The sequence below is a fragment of the Nonomuraea sp. NPDC050786 genome, assembly GCF_040654115.1.
Lineage (GTDB): Bacteria > Actinomycetota > Actinomycetes > Streptosporangiales > Streptosporangiaceae > Nonomuraea.
The window spans coordinates 131,813-147,775 of sequence record NZ_JBFAHJ010000030.1 but is presented as its reverse complement, the minus strand read 5'-3'; the positions used below and the strand labels follow the sequence as shown (position 1 = coordinate 147,775).

The following is a 15,963-nucleotide window of genomic DNA, read 5'->3' as shown; positions in this document are numbered from 1 at the left end:
GGGGCTGAGACCGTCGCACTTCGGTGCGGCGGGCTCACCCATGTAACCGACGAAGGATGAACGAAAAAGATGGGCATCCGTAAGTACAAGCCGACGACTCCGGGTCGCCGCGGGTCGAGTGTCTCGGACTTCTCCGAGATCACCCGCAGCACGCCCGAGAAGTCGCTGCTTGCGCCCCTTCACAGCAAGGGCGGCCGGAACGTACACGGCCGAGTCACCGCTCGCCACCAGGGCGGCGGTCACAAGCGCGCCTACCGGATCATCGACTTCCGTAGGCATGACAAGGACGGCATCCCGGCCAAGGTCGCTCACATCGAGTACGACCCCAACCGCACCGCCAACATCGCTCTGCTCCACTACGCCGATGGCGAGAAGCGCTACATCATCGCGCCGACGGGCCTCAAGCAGGGTGACCGTATCGAGAACGGCCCCGCTGCCGACATCAAGCCGGGCAACTGCCTGCCGCTGCGCAACATCCCGACCGGTACCTTCATCCACGCGGTGGAGCTCCGTCCGGGCGGCGGCGCCAAGCTCGGCCGCTCCGCGGGCGCTCAGATCCAGCTGCTCGCCAAGGAAGGCCAGTACGCCACCCTGCGTATGCCGTCCGGTGAAATGCGCATGGTGGACGTGCGCTGCCGCGCGACGGTCGGCCAGGTCGGCAACGCCGAGCAGGCCAACATCAACTGGGGCAAGGCCGGCCGTATGCGGTGGAAGGGCAAGCGCCCAACCGTTCGCGGTGTCGCGATGAACCCCGTCGACCACCCGCACGGTGGTGGTGAGGGCAAGACCTCCGGTGGTCGCCACCCGGTGAACCCGAAGGGCAAGCCCGAGGGCCGCACCCGCCAGGCCAACAAGGCCAGCGACCGGCTGATCATCCGTCGTCGGAGCAAGAGGAAGAAGCGGTAGGAGCAGCCGAAATGCCACGTAGCCTTAAGAAGGGTCCCTTCGTGGACGATCACCTTCAGAAGAAGGTGGACGCTCAGAACGAGAAGGGCACCAAGAACGTCATCAAGACGTGGTCGCGGCGCTCCATGATCGTTCCCGACATGCTCGGGCACACGATCGCCGTGCACGACGGCCGCAAGCACGTCCCGGTTTTCGTCACCGAGTCGATGATCGGCCACAAGCTCGGAGAGTTCGCCCCCACGCGTACGTTCCGCAGCCACGTCAAGGAAGACCGCCGCAGCCGGCGGTAAGCGTCCCGGAAGTAGGAGAAAGCGATGGAAGCCAGGGCTCAGGCGCGGTTCGTCCGTGTCACGCCCCAGAAGGCCCGCCGTGTGGTGGACCTCATTCGCGGGCTGCCCGCTTCGGAGGCGCAGGCCGTGCTGCAGTTCGCTCCCCAGTCGGCGAGCGAGCCGATCTACAAGGTGCTCAGCAGCGCCATGGCGAACGCGGAGCACAACTTCGACCTCGACCCGCAGACGCTCGTCGTCAGCCGGGCGTGGGTCGACGAGGGCCCGACGCTGAAGCGGTTCCGCCCGCGTGCACAGGGTCGTGCCTATCGGATCAACAAGCGGACGAGCCACATCACTGTGATCGTGGAGTCCCGCGAGCCGAAGGGAAGGACCCGATAGTGGGCCAGAAGGTTAACCCGCACGGGTTCCGCCTCGGCATCACGACCGACTTCAAGAGCCGGTGGTACGCCGACAAGCTGTACAAGTCGTACGTCGCCGAGGACGTGGCGATCCGCCGCATGCTGCAGAAGGGCATGGAGCGGGCCGGCATCTCCAAGGTCGAGATCGAGCGCACGACGGACCGCGTGCAGGTGGACATCCACACCGCGCGTCCCGGCATCGTGATCGGCCGCCGCGGCGCCGAGGCGGACCGTATCCGTGGCGACCTGGAGAAGCTGACCAAGAAGCAGGTCCAGCTCAACATCCTCGAGGTCAAGAACCCGGAGATCGACGCGCAGCTCGTCGCGCAGGGCGTTGCCGAGCAGCTGTCCAGCCGTGTCTCGTTCCGCCGCGCCATGCGCAAGGCGATGCAGTCCGCCATGAAGTCCGGCGCCAAGGGCATCCGTGTCCAGTGCTCTGGCCGTCTGGGCGGCGCTGAGATGTCGAGGTCGGAGTTCTACCGCGAGGGCCGCGTGCCGCTGCACACCCTCCGCGCGGACATCGACTACGGCTTCTACGAGGCCCGCACGACCTTCGGCCGCATCGGCGTGAAGGTCTGGATCTACAAGGGCGAGGCTCCGACCAGCCGCGCCGAGCGCGAGGCGGCCGCCGCCGGCGCCCGTGCCGGCCAGCGTCGCGAGCGTGACGACCGCCGTGGTGGCGGCGCCGACCGTCCGCGTCGTGGTGGCGGCGACCGTCCCCGTCGTGGTGGCGGCCGTGGCGACCGCGCCCCCCGCACTGAGGCGGCCTCGCAGGCCGCCCCCGAGACCGGCCCGGCTGCGCAGCCGGGTGCTGAAGGGAGCTGACCATGCTGATCCCGCGCAGGGTCAAGCACCGCAAGCAGCACCGGCCTGACCGCAGCGGAGCCGCCAAGGGCGGCACCAGGGTCACGTTCGGCGAGTTCGGCATCCAGGCGATTGAGCACTCCTACGTGACCAACCGCCAGATCGAGTCGGCCCGTATCGCCATGACCCGTCACATCCGCCGTGGCGGCAAGGTGTGGATCAACATCTACCCCGACCGTCCGCTCACCAAGAAGCCTGCTGAGACCCGCATGGGTTCCGGTAAGGGTTCGCCGGAGTGGTGGATCGCCAACGTCAAGCCCGGACGCGTGATGTTCGAGCTGTCCGGCGTGGCGGAGCCGATCGCTCGCGAGGCGCTTCAGCGTGCGATCCACAAGCTCCCGATGAAGTGCAAGATCGTTAAGCGTGAAGTGGGTGAGGCGTGATGGCTAAGGGCCTGACCGCCGGCGAGCTGCGAGTGGAGGACGAGGAGACCCTCGTCCAGAAGCTGAGGGAGGCGAAGGAGGAGCTGTTCAACCTCCGCTTCCAGGCGGCGACCGGTCAGTTGGAGAGCCACGGGCGGCTGCGTGCCGTCCGCCGCGAGATCGCCCGTATCTACACCGTGATGCGCGAGCGCGAGCTGGGCATCGTCACGGTCGAGAAGGAGACGAGCGATGGCTGAGACCGAGACCACTGAGACGAACGAGCAGCGGAACTTCCGCAAGGTCCGCGAGGGCCTCGTGGTGAGCGACAAGATGGACAAGACCGTCGTCGTCGCCGTCGAGGACCGCGTGAAGCACCGTCTGTACGGCAAGGTCATCCGCCGTACGACCAAGTACAAGGCGCACGACGAGGCCAACGCCTGTGGCGTGGGCGACCGCGTGCTGCTCATGGAGACCCGCCCCCTCTCCGCCACCAAGCGGTGGAGGGTCGTGGAGATCCTCGAGAAGGCCAAGTAACCCTTCCTTCTCGACATATACCGCGCCTCGTGGGGGCTCTCAGAGCCCCCATGACGGCGTCCAAGGACGCGGGGCCACGTGTGGTCTCGCGTCGCCTGCGGTGCGGCGCCCACGGGTGCTGTGGCCGTGGGAACAAGACAACGACGGTTCCGCCAGGCTCAGAAATGAGAACCGGCGCGACTAACAGGAGTTCAACGTGATCCAGCAGGAGTCGCGGCTCAAGGTCGCCGACAACACGGGGGCGAAGGAAATCCTTTGCATCCGTGTGCTCGGTGGCTCGGGCCGACGCTACGCCGGTATCGGCGACGTCATCGTCGCCACAGTCAAGGACGCGCTGCCCGGCAGCACGGGCGTCAAGAAGGGCGATGTGGTCAAGGCCGTCATCGTCCGCACGGTCAAGGAGCGGCGCCGGCCCGACGGCTCCTACATCCGCTTCGACGAGAACGCCGCCGTCATCATCAAGGACAGCGGTGACCCTCGCGGCACTCGTATCTTCGGCCCGGTCGGCCGCGAGCTGCGTGACAAGAAGTTCATGCGGATCATCTCGCTCGCCCCGGAGGTGCTGTGATGCCGAAGTCGCTGCATGTGAAGAAGGGTGACCTGGTCCAGGTCATCGCCGGCAAGGACAAGGGTGCCAAGGGTCGCGTCATCGCCACGCTCCCGCGCGAGGACCGCGTGGTGGTCGAGGGCATCAACATGATCAAGAAGCACTCCAAGGAGACCCACCAGGGTCCGCGCGGCGCCAAGACCGGCGGCGTGCAGACCATGGAGGCCCCCATCCACGTCTCGAACGTGAAGAAGCTCAAGGACGAGAAGCCCGCCGACAAGAAGGCCGACGAGAAGAAGGCCGACGAGACGGGTGAGGACAGCTGATGACTGCCACGACCACTGAGACCGAGCGCCCGACGCCGCGACTCAAGACGAAGTACCGCGAGGAGATCGCGGCCCAGCTTCGCGAGCAGTTCGGCATCGAGAACGTCATGCAGATCCCGGCGCTGACCAAGATCAAGGTCAACATGGGCGTCGGCGAGGCGGCTCGCGACTCCAAGCTCATCGAGGGTGCCGTCCGCGACCTCACCGCGATCACCGGCCAGAAGCCGGCCGTCGTTCGCGCGCGCAAGTCCATCGCCCAGTTCAAGCTGCGCGAGGGCATGCCGATCGGTGCGCACGTCACGCTGCGCGGCGACCGCATGTGGGAGTTCCTCGACCGGCTGCTGGCGCTCGCGCTGCCCCGCATCAGGGACTTCCGCGGCCTGTCGCCCAAGCAGTTCGACGGGAACGGCAACTACACGTTCGGTCTGACCGAGCAGGTCATGTTCCACGAGGTCGACCAGGACAAGGTCGACCGTCCGCGGGGTATGGACATCACGCTCGTGACCACCGCGAAGAACGACGACCAGGGCCGGGCGCTGCTGAAGCTCCTCGGCTTCCCCTTCAAGGAGGCCTGATCCAATGGCGAAGAAGTCGCTGATCGCCAAGGCGGGGCGCAAGCAGAAGTTCGAGGTCCGGGCGTACACCCGGTGCTCGCGTTGTGGCCGGCCGCGCGCCGTCTACCGCAAGTTCGGGCTCTGCCGCGTGTGCTTCCGCGAGATGGCGCACCGGGGCGAGCTGCCCGGTATCACCAAGTCGAGCTGGTAGATACCCTAAGGGGCGGCCTCAGGTCGCCCCTTAGGCGATCATATTTTCAAGTAGAAACCGGGCGCTCTGTGTGAGCGTCCATGACCACGCCGAAGGTCCACCGGCAGAGCGCTGCTTGGCCGACTGGAAACCGCGGCGAGGAAGGCCACTGGCCATGACGATGACCGACCCGATCGCAGACATGCTCACTCGTCTGCGTAACGCGAACTCGGCGTACCACGACAGCGTGTCGATGCCGTACTCGAAGATCAAGGCGCACATCGCCGAGATCCTCCAGCAAGAGGGCTACATCCAGGCTTGGACCGTCGAGGACGCCAAGGTTGGCAAGAACCTCGTGGTGGAGCTCAAGTTCGGGCCTACCCGTGAGCGGTCGCTCGCGGGCCTGCGCCGGGTTTCCAAGCCCGGTCTGCGGGTTTATGCAAAGAAGGACAACCTGCCTCGAGTCCTGGGCGGACTGGGCGTCGCGATCATCTCGACGTCCCACGGTCTCATGACCGACAAGCAGGCCGGCAAGCGTGGTGTGGGCGGGGAAGTCCTCGCCTACGTCTGGTAGAGGGGAGGAACACAGCATGTCGAGAATCGGACGGCTGCCCATCCCTGTGCCGAGTGGCGTAGACATCACGATCGACGGTCAGGATGTCCAGGTCAAGGGCCCGAAGGGCACGCTTTCTCACACGGTCGCGACGCCCATTTCGGTCGCCCGCGACGAGGACGGCGCCATCGCCGTCTCCCGGCCCAACGACGAGAACAAGGTTCGTGCGCTGCATGGCCTGTCCCGGACGCTGATCGCCAACATGGTGCAGGGCGTCACCCAGGGGTACACCAAGTCCCTGGAGATCGTCGGCGTCGGTTACCGCGTTCAGGCCAAGGGCCCGACGCAGCTGGAGTTCTCTCTGGGCTTCAGCCACCCGGTCATCGTCGACGCCCCCGAGGGCGTCACCTTCCGCGTCGAGAAGCCGACCCTGTTCCACGTGGACGGCATCGACAAGCAGAAGGTCGGCGAGGTCGCGGCCAACATCCGCAAGCTGCGCAAGCCTGACCCGTACAAGGGCAAGGGCGTGCGCTACCAGGGCGAACAGATCCGCCGCAAGGTCGGAAAGGCTGGTAAGTAGGCATGGCTCCGAAGACTGCGTTCAGCAAGCACACGGCTGCCCGCACCGTCTCGCGGGCCCGCCGTCACCGCCGCGTCCGCAAGTTCGTCGTCGGTACGGCAGAGCGTCCGCGCCTGGTCGTCAACCGCTCGACGCGTCACATGTTCGTCCAGATCGTGGACGACTCCGTCGGCCACACGCTGGTGAGCGCGTCCACCATGGACGCCTCGCTGCGCACGCTGGAGGCGGACAAGACCGAGAAGGCGAAGAAGGTCGGCGAGCTCCTCGCTCAGCGGGCCAAGGAAGCCGGGATCACCAAGGTCGTCTTCGACCGTGGCGGCAACCGGTATGCGGGCCGGATCGCGGCGCTGGCTGACAGCGCGCGCGAGGGTGGGCTCGAGTTCTGATGAGGGCCCAAGGATCGCAAATGATGGCAACTGAGAAGAGGAACCACTGATGGCTGCAGCTCCGCGTCGCGGTGGCGGCACCGGTGGCGAGCGGCGGGACCGTCGTGACGATCGCCGCGGTGGCGCCGCAGAGAAGGGCGTCTCGTACATCGAGCGCGTAGTGAAGATCAACCGAGTGGCCAAGGTCGTGAAGGGTGGTCGTCGCTTCAGCTTCACCGCCCTCGTCGTCGTCGGTGACGGCAACGGCCTGGTCGGCGTCGGCTATGGCAAGGCCAAGGAAGTGCCCGCGGCCATCGCCAAGGGTGTCGAAGAGGCGAAGAAGCACTTCTTCAAGGTGCCTCGGATCCAGGGCACCATCCCGCACACCGTGCAGGGCGAGGAGGCGGCCGGTGTCGTCTTCCTGCGTCCGGCCTCGGCCGGTACCGGCGTCATCGCCGGTGGCCCGGTGCGCGCGGTGCTGGAGTGCGCCGGCATCCATGACGTGCTGTCCAAGTCGCTCGGCTCGGACAACCCGATCAACATCGTGCACGCCACCGTGGCGGCTCTGAAGGGTCTTTCGCGGCCCGAGGAGATCGCCGCCCGCCGTGGCCTGCCGATCGAGGACGTCGCCCCGGCCCGGATGCTGAAGGCTCAGCGTGAGGGTCTCGCCGAGGCGGCGGCCGCGAAGGCGGTGAGCTAGTCATGGCACGCCTGAAGATCACTCAGGTTCGCTCGAAGATCGGTGGCAAGCAGAACCAGCGTGACTCGCTGCGTTCGCTTGGCCTGAAGCGAATCGGCGACGTCGTCGTCAAGGAGGACCGGCCCGAGATTCGCGGGATGGTCGCCGTGGTGACGCACCTCGTCGAGGTGGAAGAGGTCGACTAGTCATGACTGACAAGGCTCCGCTCAAGATTCACGACCTGCGGCCGGCCCCCGGCGCCAACAAGGCCAAGATCCGCAAGGGTCGCGGCGAGGCGTCGAAGGGCAAGACCGCCGGTCGCGGCACCAAGGGCAGCCACGCCCGTACGACGGTTCCCCTCGGCTTCGAGGGTGGCCAGGTGCCGCTGCAGAGGCGTCTGCCGAAGCTCAAGGGCTTCTCCAACGCCCTGTTCAAGACGACCTACCAGGTCGTCAACCTCGACAGGCTCGGTGAGCTGTTCCCCGAGGGTGGCGAGGTCACCGTCGAGGCGCTGGTCGCCAAGGGTGCTGTTCGCAAGAACCAGCTCGTGAAGGTGCTCGGCACCGGCGAGATCTCGGTCGCGGTGAACGTTCAGGCTCACGCCTTCTCGTCCTCCGCGAAGGAGAAGATCGCCGCTGCCGGTGGTTCCGTTACCGAGCTGTAAGAGCTATTACGCGGCGTGGGGGCTTTGACAAATGCCCCCACGCCCGTAGTGCGTTAGAGTTCGCGAGACGGCAGGCTTCTGTCCGGCTCGTTAGACCCAAGACTTGAGATGGCAGATCCCCGCACCATCGCATACTCACATCGCCGTAAAGGCGCGCAGGAGGGACCGTGCTGACCGCGTTTACCCGGGCGTTCCGGACACCGGACCTGCGCAAGAAGTTGCTCTTCACCCTGGGCATCATCGCGCTTTTCCGTCTCGGCTCGGTTCTTCCGACTCCGGGAGTTCACGTCCAGAACCTCGCGGCCTGTTTCGAGCAGGCCCGTAACGGAGCCGCCGGCAACATCTACGGGATGGTGCAGCTTTTCAGCGGTGGTGCGCTCCTGAAGCTGTCGGTGTTCGCGCTGGGCATCATGCCGTACATCACCGCGAGCATCATTCTTCAGCTGCTCGTCGTGGTGATTCCGCGTCTCGAGGCGTTGAAGAAGGAGGGGCAGGCCGGTCAGGCCAAGATCACGCAGTATACGCGTTATCTGACCATTGGCCTCGCCATCCTCCAGTCGACCGCGTTCATCGCGCTGGCCCGTACCGGGCAGCTCTTCCCGAACTGCCAGCAGGACGTGCTGATCGACCCCGACAACATCTTCATGATCATCACCATGGTGGTCATCATGACGGCCGGCACCTCGGTGATCATGTGGCTCGGTGAGCTCGTCACCGACCGCGGCGTCGGCAACGGCATGTCCATCCTGATCTTCACGCAGGTCGTCGCGGTCTTCCCGGCCGAGCTGACCAACATCTTCAAGGCCAACACCTTCACGTTCGCGGTCGTCATGGTGGTCGGCATCTTCATGATCGCCGCGGTGGTCTTCGTCGAGCAGGCGCAGCGGCGCATCCCGGTCCAGTACGCCAAGCGGATGGTCGGGCGCAGGATGTACGGCGGCACGTCCACCTACATCCCGCTGAAGGTCAACCAGGCCGGCATCATCCCGGTCATCTTCGCGTCCTCGCTGCTCTACCTGCCGCAGCTGCTCACGTCGCTCTTCCAGACGTCCGACAACGCGGTGATCCGCTGGATCTCGCAGAACCTGGCCACGGGTGACACCCCGATCTACATGGCCACGTTCTTCGTGCTGATCATCTTCTTCACGTACTTCTACGTGTCCATCACGTTCAACCCCACTGAAGTCGCCGACAACATGAAGAAGTACGGTGGTTTCATTCCGGGCATCCGCCCCGGCCGGCCGACGTCTGAATACCTGAACTTCGTGCTCACTCGTCTGACCGCGCCGGGCTCGCTCTATCTGGGTCTCATCGCCATGGTCCCGATCATCGCGCTGGCGGTGTCCGGTGCGAGCCAGAACTTCCCGTTCGGAGGGACGAGTATTCTGATCATGGTAGGCGTCGGCCTGGACACCGTTAAGCAGATCGAGAGCCAGCTGCAGCAGCGTAACTACGAAGGTTTCCTGCGGTAGTGCGTCTCGTTCTGGTCGGGCCCCCCGGAGCGGGTAAGGGGACGCAGGCCCAGTACATCGCATCCAACCTGTCCATCCCGAAGATCTCGACAGGTGATATTTTCCGTGCCAACGTCTCGGGGGGCACGGAGCTCGGCAAGCTGGCCAAGACGTACATGGACCGTGGTGACCTGGTGCCCGACGAGGTCACCATCGCCATGGTCCGTGACCGTCTGTCCGAGGCCGACGCGCAGGACGGGTTCCTGCTCGACGGCTTCCCGAGGAACGTCGCGCAGGCGGAGATCCTGCGCGACATGCTCAAGGACTGGGGCCAGGCGCTCGACCTCGTACTCGAGCTCGTCGTCGACGACGACGAGGTGGTCAGGCGGCTGGCCGGCCGGCGCACCTGCAGCCAGTGCGGCCGCATCTGGCACGTCGAGTTCGACGACAAGAAGGACGACAGGTGCGACGCGTGCGGGGGCGCGCTCTTCCAGCGTGACGACGACAAGGAGGAGACCGTCAGGCACCGCCTGGAGGTCTACCAGGAGCAGACGGCGCCGCTGGTCTCCTACTACGCCGACGAGGGCATTCTCGTGGGGGTGGACGCGACGGGTCCCGTTGAGGAGGTCACTCAGCGGGCCATGGAGCAGATCCGCCCATACATGGGTTAGTACCACGTACGACCGATTTGCGGAGGTGGCACGGGATTCCGTGCCACCTCGCGGTTATTGTGGGGGAATTGGGCCCCCAGCGTGGCCCGTTGAGTGACCCAGGGGGGCACACGATGTTCAAACGGAACAGACACGGCATCCAGATCAAGTCGCCGGAGCAGCTGGAGAAGATGCGGGCGGCGGGCCTGGTGGTCGGGCGCACGCTCGACCTGCTCAAGCGCTCGGTCGAGCCCGGCATGACGCCGCTCGACCTCGACGTCATCGCCGAGAAGGCGATCAGGGACGAGGGCGCGATCCCGTCGTTCAAGGGCTACCAGGGCTTTCCTGCGACGATCTGCGCGTCGGTCAACAACGAGGTCGTGCACGGCATCCCGACCGATGCCCGCAAGCTGCGCGAGGGCGACATCATCTCGATCGACTGCGGCGCGATCCTGGACGGCTGGCACGGCGACTCGGCCGTCACGGTCCCGGTCGGCGAGGTGGACCCGAAGCTGGCCGAGCTGATGCGGATCACGGAAGAGGCCATGTGGCGCGGCATCGCCGCCCTGAAGGTCGGCCGCCACCTGTCCGACATCGGCTACGAGGTGGAGCGGTACGTCAAGTCGCAGGGCCGCTTCGGCATCCCTCCGGAGTACGGCGGCCACGGCATCGGCACCGAGATGCACATGGACCCGTGGATCGCCAACCACGGCAGGCCGGGCAAGGGCCCGGTGCTCGAAGAGGGCATGTGCCTGGCCATCGAGCCCATGGTGAACCTCGGCACCGAGCGCACGCGCGTGCTGGCCGACGACTGGACCGTGGTGACGGTCGACGGCAAGCACTCGGCACACTTCGAACACAGCGTCGCGGTGACACATAATGGTCCTTGGGTGCTTACCGCCCTGGACGGGGGCGAAGAGCGCCTGTCCCAACTGCAGAACTAACCCCCGGGAGTGGGTGGGATGGCGAACAGCCCCGAGATGCGAGCCTCCGACGCCGATCGCGACCGCGTCGCCGCCATCCTCCGCGAGCACACCGCGCAGGGCCGCATCACGATGGACGAGTTCAACGAGCGGCTCGAACAGCTCTACAAGAGCAGGACGTACGGCGAACTGGCCAGGCTGACCGCCGACCTGCCGGACGTGGACCTGCGTCACGCGCCCGCCAAGGTGTCCCAGAGCCCCGAGCGGCGGGGCGGCATGCATCCCGGCATGAAGGCGGCCTGGGGCGCCTGGGCCACGGCCAGCGGCATCAACTGGGTGATCTGGCTGATCGTGAGCATCACGGCCGAGCATGCGATCTATCCCTGGCCGCTGTGGGTGATGGGCCCGTGGGGCGTCATCCTGCTGATCAGCACGTTGGGCGGCGGTGCGCCGCCCAAGAAGCGCCGGTAGGGCTCTGTGCACTAGTGCACTGTGTGCATTCCTCCGCAGTGGATATATGTCCGGATTTCTAACGTGAGCGGTGTCGAGAAACACCACTCACGGAGGGAATCCGAAATGCGCAAGGTCCTCGCAGCCGCCGCCCTCGCCGGCTCCATCGCCGTCACCGGCCTCGCCGTCGCCCCCACCGCCCAGGCGGCCACCACGACGCAGTCGACCGCCGCCTCGGTGAGCAGCTGGGGCAAGTTCTACTCGAAGAACCACAAGGCCTACACCTACGGGAAGACCTGGAAGCAGCACGGCAAGGTCTACACCCACTGGTACGGCAAGGAGTCCACCCCGAGGAAGGGGTACGTGTGGTTCAGGTACTACTCCGGCGGGAGCTGGCACAAGTTCGTCCAGGGCTGGGACGGCTCGTACCAGGCGACCTGGTCGAAGCACGGGATCAAGAAGCTGTACACGTACACCTGCTGGGGGAGCCCGTCCACGTACTGCGGGCCGGTGCACCGCATCTACTGAGGCCCCTTTTCCCCTGAAAGGCTCGCCGGGAGGTCTCCTCCGGCGGGCCTTTCGCTGTGCGGTCGGGTGCGGGGAGAAGATAGGGTAAGCTCTTACATGGTTGTGTCAGGACGCCTGGCACGCGTTTCGCGTTTAGGGCCCAGGTGTCGTACACTCCTTAGTCGGCTCACTATGACTGTCACGCGTCGGTGACCGTTGCCGGTCGCCGCTCTCTCCGAAGCGTGAGGTCGCGGCTGCTAGTGAACCGGAGCCTCAGACGATCGATCAGTGAAACGCGAGGAATTTTGGCCAAGAAAGACGGCGCCATCGAGATCGAGGGCACTGTGGTCGAGTCGCTCCCGAACGCCATGTTCCGGGTGCAGCTCGACAACGGCCATAAGGTCCTGGCCCACATCAGCGGTCGGATGCGGATGCACTACATCCGGATCCTGCCTGACGACCGGGTAGTCGTTGAACTGAGCCCCTACGACCTGAGTCGTGGGCGGATCGTCTACCGATACAAGTAAGACGTCTGAGGATACGAAGGACAATGAAGGTAAAGCCGAGCGTCAAGAAGATCTGCGACAAGTGCAAGGTGATCCGCCGGCACGGTCGCGTCATGGTGATCTGCGACAACCTGCGCCACAAGCAGCGCCAGGGCTAGTCGCCGCAAAGGCTTCTCCGAGTCCGCCCCGACAAGGGAGCGGGCTCGACGCATGAGGAGCCTGAGTCAGTAATCGCGTCTCACACCCGAACAGGCGGGCCTTTCCGAAGGCCCGAACCATTCGGGAGACCCCCGGTCGGAGGCCGGGGCCCTCACCCCGGGCATGGGGAGGGGTAGTGCGGCGCAAGACCTCCGCCACAAAGAAGGAGAATGCCCGACCATGGCTCGCCTGGTTGGCGTCGACCTCCCCCGCGAGAAGCGGCTGGAGATCGCTCTCACCTACATCTACGGAATCGGCCGCACCCGCGCCCAGGAGATCCTCCAGGCCACCGGTGTCAGCGGCGACCTCCGCGTGCACCAGCTCTCCGACACCGAGCTCGTCCCGATGCGTGACTACATCGAGGCGAACTTCAAGATCGAGGGTGACCTGCGCCGCGAGGTCCAGGCCGACATTCGTCGCAAGATCGAAATCGGTTGCTACCAGGGCATCCGGCACCGCAAGGGCCTGCCCGTCCACGGTCAGCGCACGCAGACCAACGCGCGCACCCGCAAGGGCAAGAAGAAGACCGTGGCCGGCAAGAAGAAGCCCGGTAAGAAGTAGTCCACAGCCGCGGACCGAAGACCTCAGGAGTAATGGCAAGCAATGCCTCCTAAGAGCCGTCAGGGCGCCCCGAAGAAGGTGCGCCGCAAGGAGAAGAAGAACGTCGCTCACGGGCACGCCCACATCAAGAGCACGTTCAACAACACGATCGTCTCGATCACCGACCCGAACGGGAACGTGATCTCCTGGGCCAGCGCCGGCCACGTGGGTTTCAAGGGCTCCCGCAAGTCCACCCCGTTCGCCGCGCAGATGGCCGCGGAAAACGCCGCCCGCCGCGCCATGGAGCACGGCATGCGCAAGGTCGACGTCTTCGTCAAGGGTCCCGGCTCCGGCCGTGAGACCGCGATCCGCTCGCTGCAGGCCACCGGCCTCGAGGTGGGCTCGATCCAGGACGTCACCCCGGTTCCGCACAACGGCTGCCGCCCGCCGAAGCGCCGCCGCGTCTGAATTAGCCCAGGAGATACAGAGAAATGGCTCGTTACACGGGCGCGGACTGCAAGCTCTGCCGTCGCGAGAAGACCAAGCTCTTCCTCAAGGGCAGCAAGTGCGAGTCCGCCAAGTGCCCCATCGAAATCCGTCCTTACCCGCCGGGTGAGCACGGCCGCGGACGCCCCAAGGAGTCCGAGTACCAGCTTCAGCTTCGCGAGAAGCAGAAGACCCGCCGCATTTACGGCGTCCTCGAGAAGCAGTTCCACAACTACTACGAGGAGGCCGCGAGCAAGACCGGCAAGTCGGGTGAGGTGCTGCTCCAGATCCTGGAGAGCCGTCTCGACAACGTGGTCTACCGCGCCGGTTTCGCTCAGTCGCGCGACGCCGCCCGCCAGCAGGTCCGTCACGGGCACTTCCTGGTGAACGGCAAGAAGGTCGACATCCCGTCCTACCGCGTTCGCGAGCACGACATCATCGAGGTCCGCGAGACCAAGCGCAACCTGATGCCCTACGAGGTCGCCAGGGCGACCGCGGGCGAGCGCACCGTTCCCGCGTGGCTCGGCGTCGTGCCGGAGAAGCTCCGCGTCCTGGTTCACCAGCTGCCGGTTCGCCAGCAGATCGACACCCAGGTCCAGGAGCAGCTCATCGTCGAGTACTACTCGAAGTGAGCCTTGGCTGAGGTGCGGATTTCCGCACCTCAGCTACGCTGTTTATCGGAGTGGCGTCATATAGCGGGCGTCACACGAAACAAGGGGAGACCCGCACATGCTGATCGCTCAGCGCCCGACTCTTCTCGAAGAGTCGATCGACGACACCCGGTCCCGGTTCGTCATCGAGCCGCTGGAGCCGGGCTTCGGCTACACCATCGGCAACTCGCTCCGTCGCACGCTGCTGTCGTCCATCCCGGGCGCGGCCGTGACGAGCATTCGCATCGAGGGCGTCCTGCACGAGTTCTCGACGGTTCCCGGGGTCAAGGAAGACGTCACCGACATCATCCTCAACCTCAAGGAGCTCGTCGTCTCCTCCGAGCATGACGAGCCGGTCGTGATGTACCTGCGCAAGCAGGGCCCGGGTGAGGTCACCGCCGCCGACATCGCGCCGCCGGCCGGTGTCGAGGTGCACAACCCCGAGCTCCGCATCGCCACGCTCAACGGCAAGGCGAAGCTGGAGATGGAGCTGACCGTCGAGCGCGGTCGCGGCTACGTCTCCGCCGCCCAGAACAAGCAGCCGGGCCAGGAGATCGGGCGCATCCCGATCGACTCGATCTACTCCCCGGTGCTCAAGGTCACCTACAAGGTCGAGGCGACCCGAGTCGAGCAGCGCACCGACTTCGACCGCCTGATCCTCGACGTCGAGACCAAGCCGGCCATGAAGCCCCGCGACGCGGTGGCCTCCGCCGGTAAGACCCTCGTCGAGCTCTTCGGCCTGGCCCGTGAGCTCAACGTCGAGGCCGAGGGCATCGACATCGGCCCGTCGCCGACCGACGCCGCCCTGGCCGCCGACCTGGCGCTGCCGATCGAGGAGCTCAACCTCACGGTTCGCTCCTACAACTGCCTCAAGCGCGAGGGCATCCACACCGTGGGCGAGCTCGTCGCCCGCAGCGAGCAGGACCTGCTGGACATCCGCAACTTCGGCGCCAAGTCGATCGAAGAGGTCAAGCAGAAGCTGCACGAGATGTCGCTGGCGCTCAAGGACTCCCCGCCCGGGTTCGACCCGAGCGCGGTGGCCGGTGGCGGTTACGACGACGACGACAGCGCGTACGTCGAGACCGAGCAGTACTGATCCCGCTTTTCGAGGGCCCCGCGCAGTGTCATGGCGCGGGGCCACAGTAACGGATCGCACACGAAGCGACGGCGATCCGGCCCGACTCCGGTACCTGGTACGGCCGGGGCGGGTTAATCCAGGAGGAGAAAGACCATGCCCAAGCCCACCAAGGGTGCACGTCTTGGCGGCAGCCCGGCGCACGAGCGGCTGATCCTGGCCAACCTGGCCACCGATCTGTTCCGCCACGGCAAGATCCGCACGACGGTGACGAAGGCCAAGCGCCTGCGTCCGCTGGCGGAGCGCCTGATCACCAAGGCGAAGAAGGGCGACATCCACAACCGTCGCCAGGTCCTGACCGTCGTCAAGGACAAGGGCGTCGTACACCACCTCTTCACCGAGATCGCGACGACGTTCGCCGAGCGTCCCGGTGGCTACACCCGGATCACCAAGGTCGGTCCGCGTAAGGGCGACAACGCCCCGATGGCGGTCATCGAGCTGGTGACCGAGCCGCTGAACGCCGTCACGACCCGCCGCACCGAGGCTCCGGCCGCCGCCGCGGCCCCGGCGCCCGCCGCGGAGGAGACCGAGGCCCCCAAGGCCGAGGAGGCCGCTGAGGCTCCCGAGGCCGCCGCCGAGGAGGCCCCCGCCGCGGAGGCCGCCGCCGAGGAGGCTCCGGCCGCCGAGGCCGAGGCGAAGAAGGACGAGGCCTGAT

General features: G+C 66.0%; 29 protein-coding genes. All 29 read left to right on the top strand.

Going from position 1 to position 15,963, the window contains the following annotated elements; translation table 11 throughout:
• Positions 1 to 69: 69 nt before the first annotated feature.
• The 29 genes from rplB (at position 70) to rplQ (ending at position 15,962) form a co-directional block, all read left to right on the top strand.
• A complete protein-coding gene (gene rplB / locus AB0H84_RS40525) occupies positions 70 to 906 on the top strand; it encodes a 50S ribosomal protein L2 (RefSeq protein WP_080043237.1) in 837 nt (278 codons plus the stop codon).
• An 11-nt stretch (positions 907 to 917) separates the two neighbouring features.
• Complete coding sequence (gene rpsS / locus AB0H84_RS40520) at positions 918 to 1,196, top strand: 30S ribosomal protein S19 (RefSeq protein ID WP_030451498.1); 279 nt, start codon at positions 918 to 920, stop codon at positions 1,194 to 1,196.
• Between the two features lie 24 nt (positions 1,197 to 1,220).
• Positions 1,221 to 1,574: a 50S ribosomal protein L22 gene (gene rplV, locus AB0H84_RS40515; protein ID WP_020542306.1), complete on the top strand. Its 354-nt coding sequence runs from the start codon at positions 1,221 to 1,223 to the stop codon at positions 1,572 to 1,574.
• Positions 1,574 to 2,419: a 30S ribosomal protein S3 gene (gene rpsC / locus AB0H84_RS40510; RefSeq protein WP_344997586.1), complete on the top strand. Its 846-nt coding sequence runs from the start codon at positions 1,574 to 1,576 to the stop codon at positions 2,417 to 2,419. Before rplV ends, rpsC begins: the two co-directional genes overlap by 1 nt.
• A 2-nt stretch (positions 2,420 to 2,421) precedes the next feature.
• Positions 2,422 to 2,841: a 50S ribosomal protein L16 gene (gene rplP, locus AB0H84_RS40505; RefSeq protein WP_344997584.1), complete on the top strand. Its 420-nt coding sequence runs from the start codon at positions 2,422 to 2,424 to the stop codon at positions 2,839 to 2,841.
• Positions 2,841 to 3,077 carry a 50S ribosomal protein L29 gene (rpmC, locus tag AB0H84_RS40500; protein WP_357616920.1) on the top strand — a complete coding sequence of 79 codons (237 nt, stop codon included), beginning with the start codon at positions 2,841 to 2,843 and terminating at the stop codon, positions 3,075 to 3,077. Before rplP ends, rpmC begins: the two co-directional genes overlap by 1 nt.
• Positions 3,070 to 3,354 carry a 30S ribosomal protein S17 gene (gene rpsQ / locus AB0H84_RS40495; RefSeq protein WP_185070626.1) on the top strand — a complete coding sequence of 95 codons (285 nt, stop codon included), beginning with the start codon at positions 3,070 to 3,072 and terminating at the stop codon, positions 3,352 to 3,354. Before rpmC ends, rpsQ begins: the two co-directional genes overlap by 8 nt.
• A gap of 196 nt (positions 3,355 to 3,550) precedes the next feature.
• On the top strand, positions 3,551 to 3,922 hold the full coding sequence (gene rplN / locus AB0H84_RS40490; RefSeq protein ID WP_026214151.1) for a 50S ribosomal protein L14: 372 nt from the start codon (positions 3,551 to 3,553) through the stop codon (positions 3,920 to 3,922).
• Positions 3,923 to 3,933: 11 nt separating this feature from the next.
• Positions 3,934 to 4,227, top strand: coding sequence for a 50S ribosomal protein L24 (rplX, locus tag AB0H84_RS40485; protein ID WP_345002200.1), 294 nt, complete (start codon positions 3,934 to 3,936; stop codon positions 4,225 to 4,227).
• Complete coding sequence (gene rplE, locus AB0H84_RS40480) at positions 4,227 to 4,802, top strand: 50S ribosomal protein L5 (RefSeq protein WP_357616919.1); 576 nt, start codon at positions 4,227 to 4,229, stop codon at positions 4,800 to 4,802. The genes rplX and rplE overlap by 1 nt, the downstream gene beginning before the upstream one ends.
• Before the next feature lie 4 nt (positions 4,803 to 4,806).
• Entirely contained in the window at positions 4,807 to 4,992 is a 186-nt protein-coding gene (locus tag AB0H84_RS40475; RefSeq protein ID WP_020542298.1) for a type Z 30S ribosomal protein S14, read from the top strand.
• Between the two features lie 154 nt (positions 4,993 to 5,146).
• Positions 5,147 to 5,545 carry a 30S ribosomal protein S8 gene (gene rpsH, locus AB0H84_RS40470; protein WP_020542297.1) on the top strand — a complete coding sequence of 133 codons (399 nt, stop codon included), beginning with the start codon at positions 5,147 to 5,149 and terminating at the stop codon, positions 5,543 to 5,545.
• Positions 5,546 to 5,561: 16 nt separating this feature from the next.
• On the top strand, positions 5,562 to 6,104 hold the full coding sequence (gene rplF, locus AB0H84_RS40465; RefSeq protein ID WP_357616917.1) for a 50S ribosomal protein L6: 543 nt from the start codon (positions 5,562 to 5,564) through the stop codon (positions 6,102 to 6,104).
• 2 nt (positions 6,105 to 6,106) lie between these two features.
• Positions 6,107 to 6,490: a 50S ribosomal protein L18 gene (gene rplR / locus AB0H84_RS40460; protein ID WP_125644663.1), complete on the top strand. Its 384-nt coding sequence runs from the start codon at positions 6,107 to 6,109 to the stop codon at positions 6,488 to 6,490.
• A 49-nt stretch (positions 6,491 to 6,539) separates the two neighbouring features.
• The gene (gene rpsE / locus AB0H84_RS40455; protein ID WP_357616915.1) at positions 6,540 to 7,169 is read left to right on the top strand and encodes a 30S ribosomal protein S5; all 630 of its coding nucleotides are present in this window, start codon (positions 6,540 to 6,542) and stop codon (positions 7,167 to 7,169) included.
• A 2-nt stretch (positions 7,170 to 7,171) separates the two neighbouring features.
• A complete protein-coding gene (rpmD, locus tag AB0H84_RS40450; RefSeq protein WP_020542293.1) occupies positions 7,172 to 7,354 on the top strand; it encodes a 50S ribosomal protein L30 in 183 nt (60 codons plus the stop codon).
• A 2-nt stretch (positions 7,355 to 7,356) separates the two neighbouring features.
• Positions 7,357 to 7,812, top strand: coding sequence for a 50S ribosomal protein L15 (rplO, locus tag AB0H84_RS40445; protein ID WP_357616913.1), 456 nt, complete (start codon positions 7,357 to 7,359; stop codon positions 7,810 to 7,812).
• Positions 7,813 to 7,979: 167 nt separating this feature from the next.
• The gene (secY, locus tag AB0H84_RS40440) at positions 7,980 to 9,284 is read left to right on the top strand and encodes a preprotein translocase subunit SecY (protein WP_357616911.1); all 1,305 of its coding nucleotides are present in this window, start codon (positions 7,980 to 7,982) and stop codon (positions 9,282 to 9,284) included.
• A complete protein-coding gene (locus AB0H84_RS40435) occupies positions 9,284 to 9,934 on the top strand; it encodes an adenylate kinase (RefSeq protein WP_344997569.1) in 651 nt (216 codons plus the stop codon). The genes secY and AB0H84_RS40435 overlap by 1 nt, the downstream gene beginning before the upstream one ends.
• Before the next feature lie 113 nt (positions 9,935 to 10,047).
• Positions 10,048 to 10,857, top strand: coding sequence for a type I methionyl aminopeptidase (gene map, locus AB0H84_RS40430; protein WP_357616909.1), 810 nt, complete (start codon positions 10,048 to 10,050; stop codon positions 10,855 to 10,857).
• A gap of 18 nt (positions 10,858 to 10,875) precedes the next feature.
• Positions 10,876 to 11,307 carry a DUF1707 domain-containing protein gene (locus AB0H84_RS40425; protein ID WP_357616907.1) on the top strand — a complete coding sequence of 144 codons (432 nt, stop codon included), beginning with the start codon at positions 10,876 to 10,878 and terminating at the stop codon, positions 11,305 to 11,307.
• Between the two features lie 105 nt (positions 11,308 to 11,412).
• Entirely contained in the window at positions 11,413 to 11,814 is a 402-nt protein-coding gene (locus tag AB0H84_RS40420; protein ID WP_357616905.1) for a hypothetical protein, read from the top strand.
• Between the two features lie 284 nt (positions 11,815 to 12,098).
• Complete coding sequence (gene infA / locus AB0H84_RS40415; protein WP_012887858.1) at positions 12,099 to 12,320, top strand: translation initiation factor IF-1; 222 nt, start codon at positions 12,099 to 12,101, stop codon at positions 12,318 to 12,320.
• 23 nt (positions 12,321 to 12,343) lie between these two features.
• Positions 12,344 to 12,457, top strand: coding sequence for a 50S ribosomal protein L36 (rpmJ, locus tag AB0H84_RS40410; RefSeq protein WP_003956441.1), 114 nt, complete (start codon positions 12,344 to 12,346; stop codon positions 12,455 to 12,457).
• Positions 12,458 to 12,677: 220 nt separating this feature from the next.
• Complete coding sequence (gene rpsM / locus AB0H84_RS40405) at positions 12,678 to 13,058, top strand: 30S ribosomal protein S13 (RefSeq protein ID WP_125644650.1); 381 nt, start codon at positions 12,678 to 12,680, stop codon at positions 13,056 to 13,058.
• Positions 13,059 to 13,100: 42 nt separating this feature from the next.
• Complete coding sequence (gene rpsK / locus AB0H84_RS40400; protein ID WP_020542285.1) at positions 13,101 to 13,505, top strand: 30S ribosomal protein S11; 405 nt, start codon at positions 13,101 to 13,103, stop codon at positions 13,503 to 13,505.
• Positions 13,506 to 13,528: 23 nt separating this feature from the next.
• The gene (gene rpsD / locus AB0H84_RS40395) at positions 13,529 to 14,155 is read left to right on the top strand and encodes a 30S ribosomal protein S4 (protein WP_357616903.1); all 627 of its coding nucleotides are present in this window, start codon (positions 13,529 to 13,531) and stop codon (positions 14,153 to 14,155) included.
• Positions 14,156 to 14,252: 97 nt separating this feature from the next.
• Positions 14,253 to 15,269 carry a DNA-directed RNA polymerase subunit alpha gene (locus AB0H84_RS40390; RefSeq protein WP_103960866.1) on the top strand — a complete coding sequence of 339 codons (1,017 nt, stop codon included), beginning with the start codon at positions 14,253 to 14,255 and terminating at the stop codon, positions 15,267 to 15,269.
• 135 nt (positions 15,270 to 15,404) lie between these two features.
• Entirely contained in the window at positions 15,405 to 15,962 is a 558-nt protein-coding gene (gene rplQ / locus AB0H84_RS40385; RefSeq protein ID WP_357616901.1) for a 50S ribosomal protein L17, read from the top strand.
• The last annotated feature ends 1 nt before the right edge of the window (position 15,963 follow it).

Excerpts from the sequence above, each read along its gene's own strand:
- map (WP_357616909.1), top strand. The coding sequence starts at position 10,048 with ATGTTCAAACGGAACAGACACGGCATCCAGATCAAGTCGCCGGAGCAG.
- rpsE (WP_357616915.1), top strand. The coding sequence starts at position 6,540 with ATGGCTGCAGCTCCGCGTCGCGGTGGCGGCACCGGTGGCGAGCGGCGG.
- rplP (WP_344997584.1), top strand. The coding sequence starts at position 2,422 with ATGCTGATCCCGCGCAGGGTCAAGCACCGCAAGCAGCACCGGCCTGAC.
- rplF (WP_357616917.1), top strand. The coding sequence starts at position 5,562 with ATGTCGAGAATCGGACGGCTGCCCATCCCTGTGCCGAGTGGCGTAGAC.
- rplQ (WP_357616901.1), top strand. The coding sequence starts at position 15,405 with ATGCCCAAGCCCACCAAGGGTGCACGTCTTGGCGGCAGCCCGGCGCAC.
- rplR (WP_125644663.1), top strand. The coding sequence starts at position 6,107 with ATGGCTCCGAAGACTGCGTTCAGCAAGCACACGGCTGCCCGCACCGTC.
- rpsM (WP_125644650.1), top strand. The coding sequence starts at position 12,678 with ATGGCTCGCCTGGTTGGCGTCGACCTCCCCCGCGAGAAGCGGCTGGAG.
- rplE (WP_357616919.1), top strand. The coding sequence starts at position 4,227 with ATGACTGCCACGACCACTGAGACCGAGCGCCCGACGCCGCGACTCAAG.
- rpmJ (WP_003956441.1), top strand. The coding sequence starts at position 12,344 with ATGAAGGTAAAGCCGAGCGTCAAGAAGATCTGCGACAAGTGCAAGGTG.
- rpmD (WP_020542293.1), top strand. The coding sequence starts at position 7,172 with ATGGCACGCCTGAAGATCACTCAGGTTCGCTCGAAGATCGGTGGCAAG.
- rplO (WP_357616913.1), top strand. The coding sequence starts at position 7,357 with ATGACTGACAAGGCTCCGCTCAAGATTCACGACCTGCGGCCGGCCCCC.
- AB0H84_RS40390 (WP_103960866.1), top strand. The coding sequence starts at position 14,253 with ATGCTGATCGCTCAGCGCCCGACTCTTCTCGAAGAGTCGATCGACGAC.
- rplV (WP_020542306.1), top strand. The coding sequence starts at position 1,221 with ATGGAAGCCAGGGCTCAGGCGCGGTTCGTCCGTGTCACGCCCCAGAAG.
- rpsS (WP_030451498.1), top strand. The coding sequence starts at position 918 with ATGCCACGTAGCCTTAAGAAGGGTCCCTTCGTGGACGATCACCTTCAG.
- rpsH (WP_020542297.1), top strand. The coding sequence starts at position 5,147 with ATGACGATGACCGACCCGATCGCAGACATGCTCACTCGTCTGCGTAAC.
- rpmC (WP_357616920.1), top strand. The coding sequence starts at position 2,841 with ATGGCTAAGGGCCTGACCGCCGGCGAGCTGCGAGTGGAGGACGAGGAG.
- rpsQ (WP_185070626.1), top strand. The coding sequence starts at position 3,070 with ATGGCTGAGACCGAGACCACTGAGACGAACGAGCAGCGGAACTTCCGC.
- rplB (WP_080043237.1), top strand. The coding sequence starts at position 70 with ATGGGCATCCGTAAGTACAAGCCGACGACTCCGGGTCGCCGCGGGTCG.
- AB0H84_RS40475 (WP_020542298.1), top strand. The coding sequence starts at position 4,807 with ATGGCGAAGAAGTCGCTGATCGCCAAGGCGGGGCGCAAGCAGAAGTTC.
- rpsK (WP_020542285.1), top strand. The coding sequence starts at position 13,101 with ATGCCTCCTAAGAGCCGTCAGGGCGCCCCGAAGAAGGTGCGCCGCAAG.
- AB0H84_RS40420 (WP_357616905.1), top strand. The coding sequence starts at position 11,413 with ATGCGCAAGGTCCTCGCAGCCGCCGCCCTCGCCGGCTCCATCGCCGTC.
- rpsD (WP_357616903.1), top strand. The coding sequence starts at position 13,529 with ATGGCTCGTTACACGGGCGCGGACTGCAAGCTCTGCCGTCGCGAGAAG.
- AB0H84_RS40425 (WP_357616907.1), top strand. The coding sequence starts at position 10,876 with ATGGCGAACAGCCCCGAGATGCGAGCCTCCGACGCCGATCGCGACCGC.